Source organism: Neobacillus cucumis (assembly GCF_023715505.1).
Window position 1 is genome coordinate 155390 of the sequence record NZ_JAMBOH010000011.1, and the last position, 23110, is coordinate 178499.

Annotated in this window: 19 protein-coding genes and 1 pseudogene; 11 read left to right on the forward strand and 9 right to left on the reverse strand. The window is 41.6% G+C overall.

The genetic code is table 11. The annotated features are described in order from the left end of the window. The first annotated feature begins 199 nt into the window (after positions 1-199). Positions 200-1591, forward strand: coding sequence for an aminotransferase-like domain-containing protein (locus M3226_RS17150; protein ID WP_251567294.1), 1392 nt, complete (start codon positions 200-202; stop codon positions 1589-1591). Positions 1592-1638: 47 nt separating this feature from the next. Here M3226_RS17150 and pcp read toward each other — a convergent pair whose 3' ends face one another. Both pcp and M3226_RS17160 read right to left on the reverse strand, forming a co-directional pair. Continuing rightward, positions 1639-2262: a pyroglutamyl-peptidase I gene (gene pcp / locus M3226_RS17155; RefSeq protein ID WP_251567297.1), complete on the reverse strand. Its 624-nt coding sequence runs from the start codon at positions 2260-2262 to the stop codon at positions 1639-1641. 24 nt (positions 2263-2286) lie between these two features. Then, positions 2287-2742 (reverse strand): annotated as a pseudogene (locus M3226_RS17160) (5-oxoproline transporter, DUF979 family subunit); the annotation flags it as partial. Positions 2743-3084: 342 nt separating this feature from the next. On the opposite strand from M3226_RS17160, the gene M3226_RS17165 reads away from it, so the two are divergent. Continuing rightward, a complete protein-coding gene (locus M3226_RS17165; protein ID WP_251567300.1) occupies positions 3085-3843 on the forward strand; it encodes an IclR family transcriptional regulator in 759 nt (252 codons plus the stop codon). Between the two features lie 67 nt (positions 3844-3910). Here the strand turns inward: M3226_RS17165 and accC are convergent, their stop codons facing one another. The 4 genes from accC to pxpB are packed head-to-tail and all read right to left on the reverse strand — an operon-like array spanning position 3911 to position 7459. After that, positions 3911-5269, reverse strand: coding sequence for an acetyl-CoA carboxylase biotin carboxylase subunit (gene accC, locus M3226_RS17170; RefSeq protein WP_251567301.1), 1359 nt, complete (start codon positions 5267-5269; stop codon positions 3911-3913). Between the two features lies 1 nt (position 5270). After that, positions 5271-5720 carry an acetyl-CoA carboxylase biotin carboxyl carrier protein gene (gene accB, locus M3226_RS17175; protein WP_251567305.1) on the reverse strand — a complete coding sequence of 150 codons (450 nt, stop codon included), beginning with the start codon at positions 5718-5720 and terminating at the stop codon, positions 5271-5273. A 12-nt stretch (positions 5721-5732) separates the two neighbouring features. Further along, the gene (locus tag M3226_RS17180) at positions 5733-6728 is read right to left on the reverse strand and encodes a 5-oxoprolinase subunit C family protein (protein WP_251567308.1); all 996 of its coding nucleotides are present in this window, start codon (positions 6726-6728) and stop codon (positions 5733-5735) included. After that, the gene (gene pxpB / locus M3226_RS17185) at positions 6725-7459 is read right to left on the reverse strand and encodes a 5-oxoprolinase subunit PxpB (RefSeq protein ID WP_251567311.1); all 735 of its coding nucleotides are present in this window, start codon (positions 7457-7459) and stop codon (positions 6725-6727) included. The genes M3226_RS17180 and pxpB overlap by 4 nt, the downstream gene beginning before the upstream one ends. A 301-nt stretch (positions 7460-7760) precedes the next feature. Here pxpB and M3226_RS17190 point away from each other — a divergent pair, with 301 nt between their 5' ends. From M3226_RS17190 to M3226_RS32270, 9 genes are all read left to right on the forward strand, one after another. After that, the gene (locus M3226_RS17190; RefSeq protein ID WP_251567314.1) at positions 7761-8522 is read left to right on the forward strand and encodes a LamB/YcsF family protein; all 762 of its coding nucleotides are present in this window, start codon (positions 7761-7763) and stop codon (positions 8520-8522) included. A 16-nt stretch (positions 8523-8538) separates the two neighbouring features. After that, positions 8539-9783, forward strand: coding sequence for an NRAMP family divalent metal transporter (locus M3226_RS17195; RefSeq protein WP_251567316.1), 1245 nt, complete (start codon positions 8539-8541; stop codon positions 9781-9783). Positions 9784-9806: 23 nt separating this feature from the next. Continuing rightward, positions 9807-10598, forward strand: a complete 792-nt coding sequence (locus M3226_RS17200) for a putative hydro-lyase (protein WP_374110622.1) — start codon at positions 9807-9809, stop codon at positions 10596-10598. Positions 10599-11339: 741 nt separating this feature from the next. Then, on the forward strand, positions 11340-13265 hold the full coding sequence (locus M3226_RS17205) for a transporter substrate-binding domain-containing protein (protein WP_374110623.1): 1926 nt from the start codon (positions 11340-11342) through the stop codon (positions 13263-13265). Beyond that, the gene (locus tag M3226_RS17210) at positions 13265-14635 is read left to right on the forward strand and encodes a sigma-54-dependent transcriptional regulator (protein ID WP_251567319.1); all 1371 of its coding nucleotides are present in this window, start codon (positions 13265-13267) and stop codon (positions 14633-14635) included. Before M3226_RS17205 ends, M3226_RS17210 begins: the two co-directional genes overlap by 1 nt. Continuing rightward, positions 14628-15611 carry a TAXI family TRAP transporter solute-binding subunit gene (locus M3226_RS17215; RefSeq protein WP_251567322.1) on the forward strand — a complete coding sequence of 328 codons (984 nt, stop codon included), beginning with the start codon at positions 14628-14630 and terminating at the stop codon, positions 15609-15611. The genes M3226_RS17210 and M3226_RS17215 overlap by 8 nt, the downstream gene beginning before the upstream one ends. Positions 15612-15970: 359 nt before the next feature. After that, positions 15971-17314: an MFS transporter gene (locus M3226_RS17220; protein ID WP_251567326.1), complete on the forward strand. Its 1344-nt coding sequence runs from the start codon at positions 15971-15973 to the stop codon at positions 17312-17314. Between the two features lie 28 nt (positions 17315-17342). Next, positions 17343-17993, forward strand: a complete 651-nt coding sequence (locus M3226_RS17225) for a hypothetical protein (protein WP_251567329.1) — start codon at positions 17343-17345, stop codon at positions 17991-17993. A gap of 170 nt (positions 17994-18163) precedes the next feature. After that, positions 18164-18475 (forward strand): sigma 54-interacting transcriptional regulator, encoded by a 312-nt coding sequence (locus M3226_RS32270; protein ID WP_285857882.1) that lies wholly within the window; start codon positions 18164-18166, stop codon positions 18473-18475. Between the two features lie 1054 nt (positions 18476-19529). Here the strand turns inward: M3226_RS32270 and M3226_RS17230 are convergent. The 3 genes from M3226_RS17230 to M3226_RS17240 all read right to left on the reverse strand — a co-directional run bounded on the left by M3226_RS17230 (position 19530) and on the right by M3226_RS17240 (position 23101). Next, the gene (locus M3226_RS17230) at positions 19530-20312 is read right to left on the reverse strand and encodes an SDR family NAD(P)-dependent oxidoreductase (protein WP_251567330.1); all 783 of its coding nucleotides are present in this window, start codon (positions 20310-20312) and stop codon (positions 19530-19532) included. Between the two features lie 379 nt (positions 20313-20691). Next, positions 20692-21807, reverse strand: coding sequence for a cupin (locus M3226_RS17235; protein WP_251567332.1), 1116 nt, complete (start codon positions 21805-21807; stop codon positions 20692-20694). 28 nt (positions 21808-21835) lie between these two features. After that, positions 21836-23101 (reverse strand): MFS transporter, encoded by a 1266-nt coding sequence (locus M3226_RS17240; protein WP_251567399.1) that lies wholly within the window; start codon positions 23099-23101, stop codon positions 21836-21838. Positions 23102-23110 lie beyond the last annotated feature (9 nt).

Consider the following 23110-nt stretch of genomic DNA (forward strand, 5'->3'; position numbering starts at 1 on the left):
CAAAAAACATATTGTAAGTTTATCACATTTTTAAAATTAAATGGCTTCATAATTCCCCCATTTGAACAGTACTAAAGTAGGAATTTACTAAGTCCTTAATAAAAGATTAATAGATAAAAGCATCTTAATTTTCGCTATAAGCAGCGAGCCCAGATACAATAGAAACATGCTAAAAATCATGCGGAATGGAGGGAAGAAAATGAGGAAAGCTGATTACCTTTTTAATCAAATCTATGATTATGTAGTAAACCGCATCGAACTGGGTGAATGGAGAGAAGATGAAAAGCTCCCCTCGATCAGAAAACTAGCAGTGGACTTCGATGTTCACCGCTTAACCGTATTAAAAGCTTACCAGCTTCTAAAAAAGGAAAATAGAATCTATTCAAAAGATAAATCCGGCTATTATGTGCAATCCGGTGAAAAGGAAAATCTCAGAAACCCAATCGTCTCTGCCTATGTGCAAAAAAATCATTTATCAGAAATTCATAAAGTACCAGTTTCCTATCAATTTTCACAGGCATTAATTGACCCCAATTTGTTGCCGAATCGCTATATCTCTGATTATGTAAAAAAGGTGTTTGACCTCTACCCAAAGGTACTGTCCACCTACTCGACCGTTCAAGGTGACGAAGAGCTGCGTCAATCGCTTTCCGACTATTTCAATCAACACTATAAAACAATGACAAATCTTGATCAGCTATTGATTACGGCTGGTTCTCAGCAAGCCATTCATCTGATTGCTCAAGCGTTTGTGAAAGCAAGAGACACCATTCTTTTGGAACGGCCGAGCTACAGTTCAGCCATAGACGTATTTAGAGCCCAAGGAGCCAATATTGTCACGGTCGATATTCATCCCTACGGGTACGATTTAGAACAGATTGAAATCATCATGAAGAAACACAAACCACGTCTGTTCTATTTGAATCCAACCTTCCATAATCCAACCGGATACACGGTACCAACAGAACAACGGAAGCAATTAGTCCAGTTAGCTGAGCAATACCGCTGTCTCTTAATCGAGGACGACGCCTACTATGACATCTATTTTGACCAAGAGCCGCCGCCGCCCATGTACACATACGATACCTCTGGTATGGTGATCTATATTAAAAGTTTTTGCAAATACATCTCACCTGGGTTAAGGGTTGCCTTTTTGATGAACAGTCAACCTTCTATAATGAGATCACTGCTTTCTGTAAAATCGTTAGTGGATAACGGTTCGCCGCTGCTCAATCAAAAGATTTTCCTGCATTACTATTCGTCGTCAAGACTGCAGCAGCATGTTGAAAAACTACGAATTGCCTTACAAATACGGAAAGAAATCATGGAAGAGGAGTTGTCAGCGACGGATTGGCAATGGACCAGCCCAAATGGCGGCTTGAATTTATGGGTAAGGCTGCCAAACCAGCTTTCAACAGATGACTTACTAGCCAAGAGCTTAGAGCACTCGATATCCTTTGTTCCCGGGCAAATTTGTGATCCTTTAAAGGAACCATCTTCGTGGCTAAGGTTAAGCTATTCATTTGCCAACGAAGAACAAATTTCGGTGGGAACTAGGAAGTTTATTGATTTGGTCCACTCTTCCCTGTGACTAAAAAACCTCTTTCAGCATCGGAAAGAGGTTTTTTTAATAAAAATTCAACATCCGCCAACATTTAATATAGCAGCCTCAATGGATAGTTCCAGTCCCTTAACAATGAATTCAAGGCTCATGCTTGGCTGTCCGGGGTTGCGTACAATCTGTTCCGGAAGGAAAGGAATATGGATAAAACCGCCTCGAATCTCCTTGCCGCTGGTATCAAGATAATGCATCAGCCCATAGAAAATATGGTTGCAGACAAATGTGCCCGCAGTATTCGAAACGGAAGCTGGGATTCCATTGTCATTCATGATTTTCACCATTGCCTTGACCGGCAGTTTGGAGAAGTATGCGGCTGGCCCGCCTGGAACAATTTCTTCATCGATTGGCTGATTATTCTCATTATCTGTGATTCTGGCATCGTCGACATTGATGGCTACCCGTTCAGGGGTGATCGTGGAACGCCCCCCTGCCTGTCCAACGCAGATGACCATGTCAGGATTCATTTCGTCTATCGACTCTTTCAGACTAAAAATCGCCTTTTTGAAAACGGTTGGTATTTCCCTTGTGACCACTTCGTATCCTGCAATTTCTTTTCCGTTTAGCCGCTTCACTGCTTCGAGCGCCGGATTGACGGGCTCCCCTCCAAACGGCTCAAAACCGGTAACAAGTATCTTTTTCATAACAATTTCCCTTTCTACTAGGTATTAGAAATGATAGACCAAGAAATACATCAATAAGATGTTGATCAGCAAGAGTGGGATGGCAATCGGCAGCTGTGCCTTGATGACGGCGTTTTTATCCTTAAGATCCAACAGCATGGCCGGCACAATATTGAAATTTGCTGCCATCGGTGTCATCAACGTTCCACAATAACCTGCAAACATGCCAATTGCCGCCATGATGGCTGGATTTCCTCCATGCATGTGCACAATCAACGGCAGACCTATTCCGCCTGTAATGACGGCAAAAGCAGCAAAAGCATTGCCCATAATGACTGTAAACAGGGCCATACCAATACAATAAGCAGCAACTGCGACAAATGGAATATTGGTTGGAAGGACATCACTTACCATTTTTGAGACGACCTCGCCAACGCCGGCCTTAGCAAAAATGGAGCCAAGTGCTGCTAGCATTTGCGGTAAAATGATGGCCCAGCCAACGTTTTTGTTTTTCCGGACAGATTAACTTTACCCTTTGTTCAAATGATTGATAACCAACGCCCATACGTTCTCTGAGGCTTCTATTTCGTATTCATGGATAACTGAATGGTAAATATCTAAACCTTCTTTCAAGCCCTCTTCTGTGGCGAAAACTCGCTTGGTAGCATGGTTGAATTCATTGATTATCTCTATTACAAATTCACCGTTTTCTTTGTAAATTTTTATTGTTTTATCAACCAAATGAATATTATCGAATCTACCTACAATCCCTCCTCAAAATTTGATATTATAGTAGGAAAAGCAGAGTAATGGAATAGCTTTATTTTTAGAGGGAGTAACACTATGAATCATAAAAATAAAACGGTTGTCCGTTCGATGGATATTTTAAATTTATTTAAAGACCATGCGGCATTAACCTTTCAAGAAATGATTGATCTGTCAGGGATTCCGAAAACTACCGTTTATCGAATGTTAATGTCTTTAGAAGAAATGGAGTTTTTAGAAAAGGGGCCGGATAACAAATATCGCTTAGGGTTGCTCTTTCTTAAGTTCGGTCATCTTGTTTCATCCAGACTGGATATCCGAAAAATTGCCTATCCGATTATGCAAGATCTGCATGATGATGTAGGGGAAGCGATCAACCTCATCGTCAAGCAAGGAGACGAGGCAATCTATATTGAAAAAATTGATACAAACCAAAAGGTTCGATTATATACCGCTATCGGCAGAAGAAGCCCCTTGTATGCGGGTGCTTGTGCCCGTGCAATTTTATCTTTTTTACCCCAGCAAGAAATTCACACATATTTGGATTCAGCTGAGTTGAAATCTTTTGCAAAGGGAACAATTACGGATAAGGATGAGCTGTTTAGCGCCATTCGCCAAGCGCAAGAAAATGGGTATACGATTAGTTATTCGGAATTAGAAGATCACACAGCAGCCATTGCGGCACCTATTTTTGACCATAAAGGTGAAGTCATTGCCGGCATGAGTATTGCGGGGATTGAAGCTAATTATCAAAACGAAAACATCTCTAATTTTGCCGAAAAATTAAAAGCAGCGACAGAAGAAATTTCCAAGCGGTTAGGGTATAGTCAGACGTAAAAAACATCCTCTATATACCTGGGTTTCAGGAGAATAGAGGATGTTTTTTAGTAGTTTTGTATCCAGTTTACCTTTCCTTGATCTCTAATGTATGGGTCTCAAGGAAATTCGTATTAAATTCGCAGCTGGTAAAAACCTTATTTATTAGCAGCGCTTGATGGAATGGAATCGTTGTGGCCACGCCTTTTACCGTAAACTCATCTAAAGCACGAAGCATTTTCTTAATCGCTTCGTTTCTTGTCCGGCCATGGACAATTAATTTTGCGACCATCGAATCATAAAACGGCGGGATTTGATAGCCGGCATAGATAGCAGAATCAACCCGGACCCCAAAACCGCCCGGTAAGCGATATTCTTCAATTTTACCTGGGGAAGGCATGAAGTTTTTAGCGGGATTTTCAGCATTAATTCTGCATTCAATTGCCCAGCCGTTCATGGTTACATCCTCTTGCTTCATCTTCACCGGTTCACCTGATGCAATTCGAATCTGTTCTTGAATCAAATCGACACCTGTGACCATCTCTGTGACCGGATGTTCTACCTGAATCCGGGTATTCATTTCCATAAAATAGAAGCGATCTTCCTTATAATCATAAATAAATTCAACCGTTCCCGCCCCGACATAATCAACCGCTTTTGCTGCTTTAACAGCCGCCTCTCCCATCATTTCCCGGGTTTTCGCTAAAAGAGCCGGCGACGGGGTTTCTTCTACCAGTTTTTGCATGCGCCGCTGAATCGTACAATCCCGTTCACCTAAATGGATGACATTTCCGTAGGTATCTGCGAGGACCTGAATTTCAATATGACGAAAATCTTCAATAAATTTCTCTAGATACACTTCCGGATTCCCAAATGCGGTTTTCGCTTCCTGCTGGGTCATTTCAATTCCTTTTATTAATTCCTCTTCTTTATATGCGACACGGATTCCTTTTCCGCCCCCGCCCGCAGTTGCTTTTATAATAACCGGAAAGCCTATTTTTCTAGCAATCTCTAAACCTTCCGCGGTATCTTTTATCGTCCCATTTGAACCAGGTACAATCGGGACACCTGCTTTTTTCATTGTGTCTCTCGCGACATCTTTGATGCCCATTTTTCGAATCGATTCTGGAGAGGGTCCGATAAATTCAATGTCGCACTTACGGCAAAACTCGGCGAAATCCGCATTTTCCGCAAGGAATCCGTATCCGGGATGGATTCCATCCACCTTTGTTAAGGTGGCGATACCGAGAATTTGCTCCATATTTAGGTAACTTTCTTTTGAAGGGGCCCTGCCAATACAATACGCTTCATCTGCAAGCTTCACATGGAGTGCTTCACGATCCGCTTCTGAAAAAACAGCAACGGTTTGGATGTCCATTTCTTTGCAAGCACGAATAATCCGGACCGCGATTTCCCCGCGATTGGCAATGAGGACTTTTTTCAACAAATCACTCACCAACCTTCACTAAAAACAACGGCTGTCCAAATTCAATGATTTGTCCATCTTCTACTAAAATTTCGGTGATTTCCCCCTCTACATCTGAAACCACTTCATTAAATAATTTCATAGCCTCCAACACACAAACCGTTTGATTTTTTTCAATCACCGATCCCACTTGGACAAAAGGTTCTGCCTCCGGATTGGAACAGGAATAAAATGCGCCGATCATTGGAGATTTGATTTGGTAAAAACCATCCTCTTTTTTTGCAGCAGGTTTTTCTGTTTCCTTGGTCCCGAATTCTGCGGTTTGTGAAAGCTGTTCTTTAAAATCAATCTTCACATTTGCAGCATCGTGCTTTTGAAAGTATAATTTGATATCCTGATTTTCTACCTTTAAAACATCTAAAGAAGAGTGATCGAGTATTTCGATTAGTTCCTTCAGTTCATTCCATTTCATGATTTTTTCCTCTCATCCATACAGTATTTTAAAGCGGATCCCCACTTTTATTTCATCGATGATTTTTTCCTTCGCCAATAGTTCTTTTTCCGCTTCTTCATGGGAAATTTCTTTAAAATGAATCACTGCGTTCGGTTGCAGTTGACCCATGCTTGATAAATCAGCAGAAATAATCTGCCCTATTTTTGGATAGCCTCCAGTTGTTTGCCGATCCACCATTAAGACAATTGGGTTTCCGTTTGGCGGGACTTGAATCGTTCCAAAGGTTACCCCTTCAGACAATAATTCAAATTTCCTTTCTAATGAAAGTTGGGGTCCTTCGATTCGATAACCCATCCGATCGGCTTGGGTCGTTAACCTAAACGATTTCTGAAACAGGCCCCTTTTACTATTTTCATCAAAACGGTCAAACTCGGAGCCCCTGATGACTCGCATGGTCTGGGCTTGCTGCAGATTGACTAGCTTTGTAAAATTGACGGACCAGGTTGGATCGCATTCCACTTTTTCCAATTTTGCGAATATGGATTGACTAAGTTCATTCATCTCAGCGAACTCGATGACATCCTCTTTTTTCAAAGCTCTGCCCTTAAATCCGCCAATACCTGCCCGAAGATAAGTGCTTTTGCTTCCCATTATTTCAGGAACGTCAATACCACCGGCAAAGGCGACATAGGCGCGACACCCATTGATGGCTGATTTTAATTGTAAAATAGACCCTTTTCTCACCAAAATCGGCCGCCATGTTGCTGCTTTTTTATCGTCGATAACAGCCTGTAAATCTCCGCCGGTAATCGCTATGACCCGATCCGCCTCAAATAAAAGCGCGGTACCGAATAAGGTGATTTCCAGTGCCCCTTCATTTTCTTTATTCCCAACCAGCAGATTTGCAGCTCTTAGCGAATATGAATCCATCGCTCCGCCAACAATAACACCATATTTTTGTGAACCATATCTTCCTAAGTCTTGAATCGTGGTTAACAGTCCCGGATGAAATACTTTTACAGTCATCGGCTCCCCTCCTTAAATGTGTTAAATTCCTCAGGAGAAATTGGGAAAAATTTTATTCTATCTCCCGCTTTTAGTAATGTAGGAGGATTCAAATCAGGACGAAATAATTCGAGCGGCGTGCGGCCAATAATTTGCCAGCCACCAGGTGTTTCCAGTGAATAAATGCCCGTTTGCTTTCCGGCAATTCCGACTGAACCGGGTACAATCGCGGTCCTTGGGCTTTCTCTGCGGGGAGTTGCAATTCGCTCGTCCATTCCCCCCATAAATGGAAACCCTGGAGCAAAACCAATCATATACACCAAACATTCGCTTTCGGTATGGATTTGGATCACCTCTTCCGCGGATATCTTGTGAAAAGACGCTACATACTCTAAATCAGGTCCATATTCTCCACCATAAAGGACAGGAATTTCCACCAATCTTCCCTCAAAAACCTGCTGATCATCCATTTGCTGTAGTAATGCATTGAGCTTTGCACTCACTTTTTGAAATGGAGTCATTGGTTGGGAATTTACGATGGAATGATGCACTACTACTGGGTTGTAATAGATGGTTATATTCGTAAAAGCGGGTACGGACTCCACAAACCCCTCAAATTGGTGATGATTTAATAATGCTGAGAACGCTTGAATCTTTCGGTGAATGGCCGGACTGATTTCGTCACCAAGGTGTACAATCAGGGCCGAATCACCTAAAGGTTTGATGACGGTTTTATTTATAAGAGAACACATGTAAAAACCTCCGACTAGTTTCGTCATTCGGAACTTATGTTTTAAAAAATGGATATACGATCATTATAATATTCAGAATTAAAAAAACAAGCTGTTTAGTGCATAAAAATTAATTCTATTTATATTTTTAGAAAATTCCCGAATTACTGTCTACTCAGATTTTTCATTTTATGATAGAATGAATTTAAATTTTAAAACTTCAATTCCTTATTTCAGAACTAAACTCTAATTTTTAAATGACAACGCTTTATAAAAAGTGGAGTGTTGACGGTTCCATCAAAAAATAAAAGGAGGATAAAATGTGTTTAAGGTAGATTTGAATTGCGATATTGGAGAAAGTTTTGGCAGATATCGCTTAGCCGAGCAGAAAGAAATTTTAAAATATGTAACATCGGCAAATATTGCCTGCGGTTTTCACGCCGGAGACCCAAGTGTCATGAGAGAAACGGTCAAACTGGCGATTGAAAATCAAGTAAAAATCGGCGCGCATCCCGGACTCCCTGATTTAAATGGCTTTGGCCGCCGGGAAATGAAGATCTCACCGCAAGAAGCCTATGACATGGTTGTCTATCAAATTGGCGCTCTTCAAGGATTTTTAACCGTGTTTAATGAGAAAATGCAGCATGTAAAACCGCACGGAGCATTATACAATATGGCGGCAAAAGATGCGAAGCTGGCAGAAGCCATTGCCCAAGCAGTCTATGATGTTTCACCTGAATTGGTTTTATTCGGACTTGCCGGCAGTGAATTAGTATTAGCTGGTCAGAAAGTTGGTCTTAATACAGCACATGAAGTGTTTGCTGACCGAACTTATCAATCAGATGGTACATTAACCTCCAGGTCACAGCCTTATGCATTAATAACGGATAAGGAACAATCAGTGGCACAGGTCATAAAAATGGTGACAGAAGGAAAAGTTACGTCACAGCAGAACACCGAAGTTTCATTGAAAGCAGATACGGTTTGTATCCACGGAGATGGCGAACTCGCCCTTGCTTTTGCAAAATATATTAAAGAAACCATAGAACAAAACCAGATCCTCGTATCACCCATCAACACCTAGAATGGGAGGCAATTAAATGATCACGAAAAAAGTAGAAGTAGAAGAAAATGTAGCAGCAGAAAAAGCAAAGAAGAAAAAGAAGGTCAGCAATAGTGTTTTACTGGGAGCCGCTTTTTTAATGGCTACATCCGCAATTGGCCCCGGTTTTTTAACACAAACAACAGTTTTTACTCAACAATTAGCTGCAAGTTTTGCCTTTGTCATCTTAATTTCATTACTTCTTGATGCTTTTGCTCAAATCAATATTTGGCGTATCATTGTGGTTTCTGGATTGCGTGGCCAAGAGATCGCCAATAAGGTTTTACCCGGATTAGGTATTTTTTTAGCTGTAATTATTGTAGTTGGTGGTCTTGCTTTTAATATTGGAAATGTCGCAGGAGCAGGTCTTGGATTAAATGCGATGCTTGGTCTGGATCCAAAAACCGGCGCCATCATTAGTGCCGCATTTGCTATTTTTATTTTCCTTGTAAAAGAAGCAGGCAAAGCAATGGACAAGGTAGCCCAAGTTGCCGGTGGCGTCATGATCCTCTTAATGATTTATGTTGCTTTTATCACCTCTCCTCCTGTTGGGGAAGCTATAGTCAATACGGTTGCACCAGAAAAAATCAGCATTTTTGCCATCGTAACGCTTGTAGGCGGAACCGTCGGCGGATACATTACCTTTGCCGGCGGACATCGTTTGTTAGATGCTGGAATCAAAGGGGTTGAATCCTTACCGGAAGTGACAAAAAGTTCTGTAACCGGAATTGTTGTAACAGGGTTGATGCGTGTTGCCTTATTCTTAGCCGTACTTGGAGTTGTATCAAAGGGACTTCAAATTGATGCAGCAAATCCTCCCGCTTCTGTATTCCAGCTTGCCGCAGGTAATATAGGTTATCGCATGTTTGGCATTATCATGTGGGCCGCAGCAATTACTTCCGTTGTCGGAGCTGCCTACACTTCGGTCTCATTTATTCGTTCTTTCAGCCCGGTGATTGAGAAATATCACAATTGGATTATTATCTTATTTATCTTAGTTTCCACCTTAACGTTTTCATTGGTAGGCAAACCGGTTAAAATTTTACTTCTTGTCGGTGCCCTCAATGCGCTTATTTTGCCAATTGCATTAGGAACCTTATTAATTGGGGTTTATAAGAAAAATGTGGTTGGGGATTATAAACATCCACTATGGCTTACCATTACAGGCGGATTAGTAGTAATCGTCATGGGATATTTAGGAATCGATACATTAATTGAACAAATTCCATTGCTTTTTAAATAGATTTTTAAAGGAAGGGATATAAAATGATCAGCTATGAAAATATGGCTCCCGCTGAAATCAGAGAACTGATTCGCAAACAAACGATCACAGGGCCGACTGCGGGGATGTCAAAAGGGTTCACACAAGCGAATTTAGTAATTTTAAAGAAAGAATATGCTTTTGATTTTCTGTTGTTCTGCCAGCGAAATCCAAAGCCATGTCCACTGCTGGATGTAACGGAACCTGGGTCTTTTATTCCTGGTAAAATTGCTCGGACTGCCGATATTCGAAAGGATATTCCGAAATATCGGATTTACAGAGATGGTGTTTTTACCGAAGAAGTAACCGATATTTCGGAGTATTGGGAAGACGATATGGTTGGCTTTTTACTCGGCTGCAGTTTTACCTTTGAGACACCACTATTAGAAAGTGGAATTCCGGTTCGTCATATTGAAGAGAATTGTAATGTTCCGATGTATAAGACGAATATTCCATGTGAAGGAGCGGGTGTATTTGAAGGGCCGACCGTTGTCAGCATGCGGCCAATGAAACCGGAGGATGCGATTCGTGCGGTTCAAATTACTTCACGTTTTCCAGCTGTACATGGGGCTCCGATTCATATTGGTGGTCCAAGCCAAATTGGCATCGCTGATCTTTCAAAGCCTGACTTTGGCGATCCTGTACCCATTAAAGCTGGTGAAATTCCGGTGTTCTGGGCTTGCGGCGTTACACCACAAGCGGTTGCAATGAATAGTAAACCATCCATCATGATTACCCATGCACCTGGACATATGTTTATCAGCGATGTTCGGGATGAGAAGTTTAGTGTTTTATAATAAATTTTAGGCTGTTCCTTTTCCTTATTTCTGAAGAAAAACCGCAGCCTTAAGGCTGCATGACTGATAAAAACGGAAGGGGGATGTAAACATATCAATAAAATTGTTGTTATATTTCTCATGATAAATAAGAACTAACGTTCCTACAATAATTAAAAAGGGGGACACTTTTAATGAAAAAAGATCGTGGAATGAAGAAATGGAAAGCTTTCCTTGCCATCGGCGATATTGCTGAAGTACGAGGGGGGGAACTTTAAGAAAAGGAATATTCACTAAAAAGAGGCAAGAATTTTGTTCAAAACATAACAAAGCGGGATAACTAAGCGTTATCCCTTATTCTTTGACCTTTAATAAGCGTAGACTCCAAATAACTATTCGGACTAGCACAGGAGATTACTTGCCTGTCTTGTCCCAATAAGCCTAACCTCAAACCTACATTTTCCCTCCATCTTCTTCCAAGTCTATTTGATTTTTAACAAGAATGATAAAATATATAACAAAGTTGGTTGTACATAAATTAGTTTTTGGTATAATTCGATTTCGAAAGCCTTTTTACCTTTTTCCACCAAAAAACATATTTTCTTAGCTTTAGATATTAGGAACATCAACGTTTAAAAGGATGTGCTGTTTGAAAAATGAATGCCCTTCCATTCTGAATTCAGGATTGCTTCAGAAGTTACGGATAGTAAACAAGAACATTAGAACCATTACAGTTTATATTTGTTAGGGGGTAGTCTGCTTTTGTGGCGCTTAGGTTTGCTTGTAGTTTTTCTATTATTGTTTCTTTTCCCGACTTTGCCAGGAATGGCGGAAGCACAGGATAAGGATGTTATTCGCGTCGGTTTCGACAAGAACCTGCCCCCTCTTTCCTATTTAGATCAAAACGGAGCAGCTGCCGGCTTTGACATCGAGCTTATCCGGAATGTTGCTGCACAACAAAGGGTGCAAATCAAATTGATTCCTCTTGAGTTGGAAGATGTCGTTCATAAATTGAAAGCAGGCCAGCTGGATGTCATAGTTGGCATGAAATATACAAGCACCGTCGACACTTTTTTGGACTTCAGCGATTCCTATCTGACCATTTCAGATGCGGTGGTTGTTCCGGCAGCAATCCGGGATCTATCAGGTATTAATGAACTAAAAGAAAAAGTCGTTGCGGTTCAGCGGGAAGACACCGTCATCACCCAGCTGGAAGGCATTAGAGGAAGCAAAATGCTCGTTGCCTTTAACCAGCCTGATGCAATGGAAATGCTTTTTCTAGGAAGAGCAGATGTATTCCTGGGCAATCGCTGGACGGCCGAATACATTCTCCAAAAAGAAAATAAACAACTTCATTACCGTATTCGCACAGGGCTCATTCCGCCATCAGATTATGCTTTTGCTGTCCGAGAAGGTAATTATAATCTGTTAAACGAATTGAATAAGGGATTGGCAGAGCTTCATCGTAATGGAACTTATGAACGCTTATATTCACAGTATCTCGAACCTTATAACGGGATGGAAATTGGATGGTGGCGAAAGCTTGTCTCCGGACTGCTCATCGCATTGGGGATTACAGTCATTGTGCTTGCGGGAAGCTTTTTTTGGAATAAACGATTGCAAAAAGAGGTTAAAAAACAAACTGCCGCTTTGGCCGATAGCTTTGCTTTTCAAACAAAAGTAATGGACAGTGTCGATAACGGGATTCTTTCTTTTGATCAGGAAGGAAGAATTACCTTGATCAATCACGTTGCCCGTAATCTTCTTGGTATCAAGGACGAGTTGGGGGGAACAAACGTCGTGGATTATCTGCCCCAAATTCCTCTCGATCAGACGGCAGATTTAAGCGAGCAGCGGATGCTGCAAGGTGAGTTCCATCTGAGGGATGGCACCGACCGGATTCTTCATTATTATTTAGCTTCCTTACAAAACAGTGCGGGAGAGCAGGCAGGAGGAATCCTTTCCCTCCAGAACCGGACAGAACAGAAGCACCTGCAGGCTAGGCTGATTGCCCAGGAAAAAATGCGGGCCCTAGGTCAGCTGGTCGCCGGTATTGCTCATGAACTTCGCAATCCGCTTACAGCGATTAAAACCTTTGCTGAATTACTCCCGCTCAAGCTGGATGATTCCCGCTTCCGGGCTGAGCTGGTCCGGCACGTCCCGGAAGAAGTAGAAAGAATGAACAGGATTATCGAGGATTTACTCGATTATTCACGGGAAAAGCCCATGCACCGAAAATGGGCAAACCTTCAAGACCTGATTCAGTCTGTGACAAGTCTATTCAGGAAACAGATCCGAAGTGAAGGGATAAAACTTGAGGTTGATATTTCTCCCGACTTGGAAGTGTATGTGGACCGTGATCGCATAAAACAGGTACTGATCAATCTGATCCTCAATGCGATTGAAGCAATGTCCGCCACAATAGATAAGAAATTGACCTTTCATGCGAAGACGGATCGACAACTGATCTGCCTGGTGATTACGGATTTAGGGGCAGGAATCGAAGAACGGGACATTGTTCATTTGTTCCAGCCTTTCTATACCTCAAAGAGTCAAGGAATTGGATTAGGCTTGTATATTAGCCAGAAAATTATGCTGGAGCATGGCGGGCGGATTGAAGTGAAAAGTGTCAAAAATAAAGGTACTACTTTTATACTATATTTTTCAAACGAAGGAGATGCATCGTGATGAACATTTTAATCATTGATGATGAACCAGCAATCTGTTCATCACTTTCATTCGCTCTTGAGGATGAATACACAGTTTGGACAGCTACTATTGCGGAGAAAGGATTAAACCTGCTGGAAAAAGAGGACATCGATGGCATTTTGCTCGATCTGAATTTGGGGAAAACAAGCGGAATGGATCTTCTGCGGATCATCAAGGAAAAGAAACCAAATGCCGTTGTGATAATTATGACTGCCTATGGAACGATTGAATCTTCCATCGAGGCAATCAAAGCTGGAGCCTATCATTACCTGACCAAGCCGCTTAATTTGGAGGAAGTAAAATTACTGCTGAACAAGGCCCTTGCTTTCCAGGAGCTGCACCGGCAGGTTCAAGTATTAAGCCAAGCGGTGCGCCAGCAGGAAAGCTATGCGGATATCATCGGTAAGAGTAGTACTATGCGGAAGGTATTCCAATTGATCGAGAAGGTAAAGGATATCCCTTCCAATATTTTGATAACGGGAGAAAGCGGAACAGGCAAAGAATTAGTAGCCCGCGCCATTCATTTCCAGGGTTGCCGTCAGAATGGCGTATTTTCAGTCATCAATTGTGCAGCCATTCCCGAACCGTTACTTGAAAGCGAATTGTTCGGGCACGAAAAAGGAGCGTTCACAGGCGCCTATCAGCGAAAGCAAGGGCTTTTTGAACGGTCAGATGGCGGTACTATATTTCTGGATGAAATCGGGGAAATGCCGCTTGCCCTTCAAGCCAAGATTTTACGGGTGATTCAGGAGAAGGTGGTCACGCCATTGGGTTCCGAGCAGACGAAGGAAGTAGATGTAAGAATTATATCAGCCACAAATCGGAATCTTTTGGAAGAAGTGGCAAACGGGAATTTCCGCGAAGATCTCTTCTATCGCTTGAATGTCATTCCCATTCATGTCCCGCCCTTACGCGAGCGCAAGGAGGATATACCGCTGCTCATCGAACATTTTTTAACTTTATACTCCTCAAATATGGGCATCCGCACAAAGACCTGCAGTCTGGACGCAAAAAGGATTCTCTACAACTATGCTTACCCTGGTAACGTGAGAGAACTTTCCAATACGCTGGAATATGCGGTCGCTCTTTCGGAAAAAGAGGTCATTAAGCCCTCTGATCTCCCGGCAACGGTCTATCAGAAATGGTCTCCTGGCAAAGATGAACAACCTAAAGAGGGTGGTTTGTTTATCCCGGAAGGTCTTTCGCTTGCTGAAGTGAATCGAGCGTACATCCTTTACACTCTGGAAAAAAATGAGGGTCATCGCCTCAATACGGCTAAACAATTAGTGATCAGTGAACGGGGATTACGTGAAAAGCTGAAGCAATATTTGAGGGAAAAAGATGAGTAAGATCAGTTCATGGATCCGGATTATAGTGTTAATCTTAGTGGCTATTACAGTCGGATGTTCTAAATTACCTGAGAAAGGATCCAACAATGTAGACGGCGAACAGAAATTTTTAACAATTGCAACGGGCGGTGTTTCCGGTCCCTACTACACCATTGGTGGAGCATTGGCTAAAGTTTATAAAGAAAAACTTGGCTACAATGCCACGGTTCAGTCTACCGACGGTTCGGTGGAGAATGTGAACCTCCTGAAGAAACATAAGGCAGACCTAGCCTTTGTTATGTCGGATGCTGCTTCTTTTGCGTTAAAGGGGCAAGAAAATTTTAAGATTAGTGGACCCACGCAAAAATTTAAAGCGGTGGCAGGACTTTATTTTAACTATGTGCAAATAGTTACGTTGAAAGAAAACCAAATTAATTCGGTGTACGATTTGAAAGGAAAACGGGTCGGAGTCGGTGCACCGAATAGCGGTGTAGAAGTAAATGCCCGGATGATATTAGGTGAACATGGCATTACCTATAATGAGTTGAAACCCGAATACCTCTCCTACAATGAGGCGATTGAACAATTAAAAAACAAGACCATTGATGCTGCTTTTGTAACATCCGGCCTCCCCAATAACGCGGTCTTGGAATTGCAGAGGTTAAAGGAAGTTATGATCGTTCCGATCCAGCCTGCGGACGTTGATCAGCTGATCAAGCGGTTTCCGTTTTTTGAGAAAGCGGAAATCCCGACTGCGGTCTATCAAAATGTATCGCCCGTCCCAACGGTCGCTATTCGCAATATCCTCCTGGTGCGTTCCGATTTAAAAGATGATCAGGTTTATAAAATAACCAAAACATTCTTTGAAAGTCTGGATGTTGTGCAGAAGGCTCATCAAGCTGCGAATCAGATTAATAGAAAAGAAGCGGGAAAGGGTCTCGTGGTACCCCTCCATCCCGGTGCGAAGAAATACTATAAAGAAAATGGCGATCAGTAGGCCATGTTGCGTGGACGGAAGAAATGTACGATTCGATGATCCAATCCGGTAAAAAATTCCGTATTAAGCGGAGTTTTTTGCCGGATTGTTTTTTTTATTGATGAAAAATTCAATTTTTTTCTAATGAACTTCCCTTAAAAATAAGGGATCGGGCCCTCAGATACGAGCTGGCACGAAAGTTGCATAGTATATTACGAGAACTAAGTTAGAAGAAGGTGGGAAATGCTAGTATTTTTTTGAATCCGCTTACATCACAACAGGGGTTGGGGTAAAAGGAATGTTGTTACATCAACACTTCGGGTACTAGTTTGGATGCAGCTGTGCACCATTAAGTTACTTAAAAAAGGGGGATTTTAAAAGTGAAACAATCTATTAATCGTGCAGAGTCACGACGTATTAGGAGCAACATCTTCAAAGGGTCGCTTGGAAATCTAATTGAATGGTACGACTGGTATGTTTATTCTGCTTTTGCAGTCTACTTTTCAGCTGAATTTTTTCCAAAAGGAAATCCTACCATCCAATTGCTCAACACAGCGGGGATTTTTGCGATTGGTTTTCTGATGCGCCCAATTGGCAGTTTATTAATGGGACGCTACGCCGACCGTTTTGGCCGCCGGGCCGCATTGACACTTTCCGTCTCGATCATGGCCGGGGGTTCTCTCGTTATTGCCTGTATTCCGGGTTACAGCAGTATTGGTATACTGTCTCCGATTATTCTCGTTCTCGCCCGCCTCATCCAAGGGATATCACTAGGCGGAGAGTACGGAACTTCTGCAACCTATTTATCTGAAATGGCCAGCAGCGGCCGCCGCGGCTTCTACTCGAGTTTCCAGTACGTTACACTAGTTGCTGGACAGCTGGTGGCACTTGGGGTTCAGATTGTTCTTCAGCAAGTACTCAATGAACAAGATATGGTTTCATGGGGCTGGCGTATTCCTTTCGTAATTGGAGCATTAGGAGCATTGGCTGTACTTTGGTTACGCCGGACGATGGACGAATCAGAACAATTCTCAAAAATGGGTTCAGAAACCCGTAAAAGTGCCGGAACCCTTAAGGTTTTGATGAAATATCCTAAGGCTGTTCTAACAGTTGTTGGCTTAACACTTGGCGGAACAGTTGCTTTCTATACGTTTACAACCTATTTGCAGAAGTTCATGATCAATACGGTAGGGATCGATAAAGAATCCGTAAGCTGGATCAATTTTATTGCATTACTTGCATTTGTTGTTCTTCAACCACTCGCCGGGATGCTGTCCGACCGAATTGGGCGCCGGCCATTATTGATGAGTTTCGGTATATTTGGAACATTACTAACTGTCCCATTATTCCTGCTCATGCAGCATACAAAAAGCCCGATTATGGCCTTTATCCTTATGATGATAGGTCTTGCAATTGTAACCGGTTATACTTCTATCAATGCTATTGTAAAAGCAGAGTTATTTCCAACTGAAATTCGCGCACTTGGAGTAGGATTCCCCTATTCCCTGACGGTTGCTATATTTGGCGGGACTGCGGAATTCGTGGCATTGTGGTTAAAGAGTATTGGCCTTGAGTCCATCTTCTTCTTCTACGTAGCCGCATGTATTGCAATAAGCCTTATCACCTATTGGCGTATGAGTGAATCTTCAAAGATATCTCAGATTGAAGCAGAACTCATTTCTAGAAATAAAGCAGCAGATGCAAACGGCTCTAAGGCATTATAAAATCTTACTATTTAAAGAGATTAATCATTTGTCTGCTTTTATGAATAATGAAAATATTTTACTAGATAAGAAAAACCGGGCAAAAACCGCCCGGTTTTTTTTTTGTTTAGAGAATATCCGAAAGTCTGTACTTTATTCATCGAAGGCATTAGCCTTGACGATTGATGAAAATGGTACCTGTACATTAGAGGAAACATTAGATACCATTGGTCTGACCAGCGAACAACAGGGGAACGTCCTAATAGTCAAAGGAGATCGGAAATTAGGAATGCGAAAGTTGTCACTGCAAGGAAAAAAATACGTTGACTCTAAGACACCTGCATCACAGCTCTCTCCAGCCGGTTCCGTTCAAGTGGCTTTCAAATTGGATAATGACGGAAATGTGGTTGCGGCTCAACAAAATACACTCAACATGAAAGTCGGTCAAACCATTGCATATGTTCCAGCTGATGCAAGAACCAAAGAGGAATTCGATCAAGGGAACATTGAAATTTTTACTGATTGGAGCGATGGTAATTTAGCTACTTCTGACGATGATAGAATTTGGTCCGGTAACTCTGCCACGCTTGGTCAAAATGGCACTGTACAGTTTTTATTGATTACAGATAAGAAAATGAACGATCCTGCGACTTTGAATACGAAGCCAATACCAACCTTTATCGTCCATGTGCAGCCTTAATAGGAGTGCTTCAGCATTTCGACATTCTTCCATTGATAGTGTTTTTTAAACGAATATATTAATTTTCTAGAAAATGAACTACATCGGGTTCAAATGTTACCTTTAGAAATGAATGATTTTATTATTTCTAGGGGAAGTCCTCTTGCTGAAAAACTTTTAAGCTAAAAAGGTTGGCACCAACGGATATTCCCATTTTGATTCGAGGAGAAAGTGGAGTTGGAAAAGAGTTTATAGCCAAAAGTATTCACCAGTTATCGAATCGAAAGGGAAAACCTAGTTTTCGAGAAGATTTATATTATCGAATTAATGGGTTTACAATTAATATTCCACCATTACGCGAAAGAAAAGCTGATATTGAAATTCTCATTTTACATTTTTTGAAGGAGTTTTCTTATAAATACAATAAGCAAATGGGTATTAGTCAAAAAGCTAAAGAATTTTTAATAAACCACCACTACCTGGTAATGTGTATTATTAGATGACGTTTGGGAACTAGATACTGCAGTACTTTGATCAAGATCACCTTTAGTTGTTCCATTTTCCCCGTATGCCCAAAGACCTGTTCCTTTATCTCTTGCCTCTCTAGCAAATTTAACGAAATAATCACTGTATTTTCCATCTAAAGCGCTTTTTAACTCACGGATTGTTGTTTCCGTTTTAGCTGGGTGTACTTTATTACATACCCGCTATATAAGCAGCTAAAAAAAAATGAGCTTTTAAAAAGGATAGTAGGTTAGAAGATTCTTTTTGCTCTTGTTAAATTAAAGCTAACCGTTAGTTAAACAATCCTTGCTCTTTCCATTTGACGAAATACTTTTGATACAGATGAAGCTTGGAATCGAGCGTGAAGGCTTGAGTTCAAAAATGAGGGGTGTCCATATTGTCGATTTGCTCCTTGAAGCAGTAAAGTATAAAAATCACATTTCATAACGAATATGAATTGCAAAATGCATAAATTTTTAGTCAGCAACCTTCCTACCGGCTTTAGGTGTCGTCACATCATGTCGCTAGTACCGCGGGAAAAATTAGCATATCCTCCCTTCCCCTTTTGTGGGACGGGAGTTTTTTTAATAAGCTTAACGGACAAACCCATGCACACTCTTAATGGTAATGAACTGGTTAAAACATTTCATCCAACGTCAATTTATTTTGGAACCTGTAAGTTTCTCAAAGGTACTATATAAACTAATAGGATTGACGTGGGAAAATGTTGATTTTAAGACTCCATCAATAGTTGCTCGTCCTTTCAACTATTTTTTTAATATAAAATAGTTGAAAGACAATTTATCTTTCTTTTAATAAGCGTTCATACAATTTCGTTTTTATTCTAAATACTAGCTCTAATTTTTCATTAAGATTGGCTCATTTCCATAGATTATTGGCTCTTTTACCATTTATAACCAATTTATCATCATGAGAAAACCATAAGGACAACCCGTCCTAAAGTCATTCATAACCCCGATGAACGAAAAACCGCAAAAATAAGTCTCTTTCCTATTCATTCATATTGCCAAAGAAGAAGTCTCTTCACTCATTTTATTTGGTTCTATTTTTTAACCAGCTGTCAAATTCGGTTGCGACTAGGCGTTCACCTGTTAATCCTTCAGATTGCTCGGAAGCAAGATAAACGATAGGTTTTGCCATGATTTCCGGCTTCAGAAGCTGAGAGTTTCCTTCAAGTTCCCTTCTCACTTCATCAGGTATCATTCCGGTTACGGTGGCCCCGCCAGGAAGAAGTATATTTACCGTCACTCCAAATTCACGCAGGTCTTCAGCCATGATAAATGACAGGGACTCGGTTGCGGCACGAGAAGGGCCGTATGGGACAAATCCTTTTCGTTTCATGGTTTCATAATTCATCGATATATTGATGATTTTTCCTCTTCCCTGCTCGACCATCAGAGGAGCGAATCCCCGGGAGGTTAGGAAATAACCGGTCACATTTGTATCGATTAAATTTCGAAACCCTTCAGGAGAGACCTGATAGAAAGGCTGTGGTTCTGTAAGGAATTTTGGGTTGACAGTCCTCATGCCTATCCCGGCATTGTTCACGAGGACATCGATCTTACCCCATTCCGTTTTTACCCAGTTCACTGCATCTTGTACCGATTCCTCTGACCTGACATCCAATGGAAGTTCAAAAACATTCGAATATCCCTTATCTTGAAGGTTTTTTACAGCTTCCGTCATTTTTGCTCCCGGACGGGATGCCACTGCAACCGTTGCTCCTTCATCAAGAAGTGCTTCTACCATTGCATATCCTAAACCGCTTGATCCTCCTGTAACAACGGCATGTACGCCAGTTAATTCCTTTGCCATTTTTCCACCTCATTTGGTTTAAATTCAAATCTTCGAAAGGATTATGATAGTATGTACAGTTTTTATATATCAGTTCCCCTGCAGTTAAAAATTTTATGTGCATCGGAAGCGACTAAGTTTTTCCAAACTCATTCTTACTTTCTTTGCTAATAAAGCCCAGCCAAATAATCCATTATCTTAAAAACCTGGAACGGTTAAAGATCAGGAAAATCCCGACCACTAATTTAACCCTTTTTTTCATAGAAATAAATTCCTTCCAAATTCCTGGATATAACTTTATTATATCTCAAATTCCTCTGAAAATAAAAAAGCTGACCCTGTAAGTGTTCATAAGAACCTCGGGGTCAGCCTGACTTATTGATGAATCGATTGGATGATTTTATTTACTAAACCTTCCGCATCTTTTGCTTCTACAGTCGTTAATTGGATGCGGCAGAAGGGTTTTACCCGGCACTCTAATGTTACGCTCACAAAACTTGGCTACTCTCATTAGTCCTGGTCGTAATGAGTGAATTGAATATCCAAAGTACGAAGGTATGTCTGAAGGCCCGCGTCCTGAATGGATGATGAATGCCAGCTCTCCGGACTCGTTATGGTGAGAGTGCCATAATCCTGGAGGAGTTACGAATGCCTTTCCTGGTACCCAGTCGATACGGATCGGGTCGATGATTTCGGATGTTTCAGGATCAACCTTATCTCCTACCAGTGTATAAGTTCCAGGCGCTGCATAGGCAACAAAGTCAAGAGCGACTGATTTATGGCTGTGCGGTGCCTGGTTGGATCCTACTGGAACGATGCCGAACATCGCCCATAATACATGGGTAATCGTTAAAGTTTGATCGAACTTTTGATTATTTAACAGAATAGAGATTCGGTTTTTTAAATGTGCATCCGGAGCATTGGCTACCTCATCTAATTTAGCCTGGGCTTCTTCAGCAGTAAAAAGTGTTGGCTCGAAACGGAATTTTTTTGCTTCAACTCCGAGATAATCAAGCAGCGGAGTGTCTAATATATAATAGATTGTTGCGTCTTCGGAAGCAGTGTGGCGGCTCACAGAACCAGATGGCAGTGTCATGAAGTCGCCTTTCTTCCAATTGATAGTTTCACCATTTACGAGAGTGGTTCCGGTGCCGGAAATAATATAATTTAGTTCACTTGTAGCGTTTGGATTGGTGTTGATAGAATCACCAGAAGTAATCCTGATAAAGTTTGTGAGTAGTGATGGGCTTGTCACTGGATATTCAGTTCTCAATTCCACAGAAAGATCAATCGTTACAATCCGGGTTTCTCCGGAGTTATATAATTCCGGGTTAAATTCCTTGGCAGGGATTGGGCTGATGATGCCGCTCCCAATTGGGTCGGCCGCAGTAGTGTACTCGTAATAACGGGCATCCCCTGTCCAGTTTTCGTTGACCGTTCCGACAGTTAATTGACCTGGCTGTGCATTTGAAGCAAAGGGACGGTTCCCTTGGCTCCAAAAAAAGAGATGGCTCAAACCACAGGTTTGAGCCATCTGCCAAAGGTTAAACAGTCATATTTACGTCTGCTTTTTTCGTGTTGGGGTACTTGATAGGACGAACAAAACGGATGACAGAAAGCGAAGCAAACACGGCCAGTCCGCCTGCTAATAAAAAGGCTGATGTGAATGAACCAGATTGATCCACTAAGTAGCCTGTTAATGCCGGTCCAATGATTCCAGCGGTGTTAGCCAAAAAGTGCATAAATCCACCCACAGATCCAACACTGCCTGGCTCGACAACATCCTGGACGATGGCCCAGTAAATGGCACCTGTCAAGTATAGGAAGAAGACAGAAAGCGCTACCAACGTTACGGCACTGACAGTCGTTGTGACAAGGCCGGCACATCCGATACAAACAGCTGAAATAAATAAACAAGTAACAAGCACAACTTTTCTTGAGAATAGAACACCTTTGTTGGTAAACTTTTTAAAAACAAAATCTGACACAAATCCGCCAGAGGCTAGACCGATGAAGCCTACAATCCATGGAATCATGGTAATCACACTCATATCCTTTACATTCATATGGCGGGCATCTACTAAATAACTTGGGAACCAGGTTAAGAAGAAGAACAAGATATAGTTATAGGAAAAGAACGCAAATGCCGTAAATAAAACTGTTTTTTGTTTTAGATAAAAAGTTAATGGACGTCTTTCATGTAAAACCTGATCCGCTTTTACCACGGCCGCCTTTTTCGCAGTCGCAGCAGGCTTTTCTTTTACAAACTTCCACCATGACACCGCCCAAACAAGACCGATGACCATGATAAGTAGAAAGGAGATCTTCCAGCTGAAGGTAATTGCGATGAAGCCGACAATCGGACCGGAAATCGCACCGCCAAGTGGTGTTCCGCTATTCGCCAAACCAACCGCAGAAGCACGTTGGTCAGCCGGGAACCAGTTATTGACCATTTTGCTGATCGTTGCCGAAAGCGGGCCTTCCCCCATTCCGAATAAGATACGAATGACAATTAAACTAGTAAATCCCACGGCTAAGGCAATCGCCCCACTAAATAAAGACCAAACGATCATCGCAACGAACAAAGTAAGTTTCGCACCGTATTTATCAGAAGCCATTCCGCCAATAAAGTTGAAAATCGCATATCCAACAGAAAAACTACTAAAAATAATTCCCATTTGGGTGGCCGATAAGTGCAAGTCTTCCTTTATAAACGGAGCCCCAATCGACAATGCAGAACGGTCTAAATAATTAATGACACCGGCTAAGAATAATAACAACAGGATAGGCAATTTATCTTTCGAAAACATTTTGGCTAA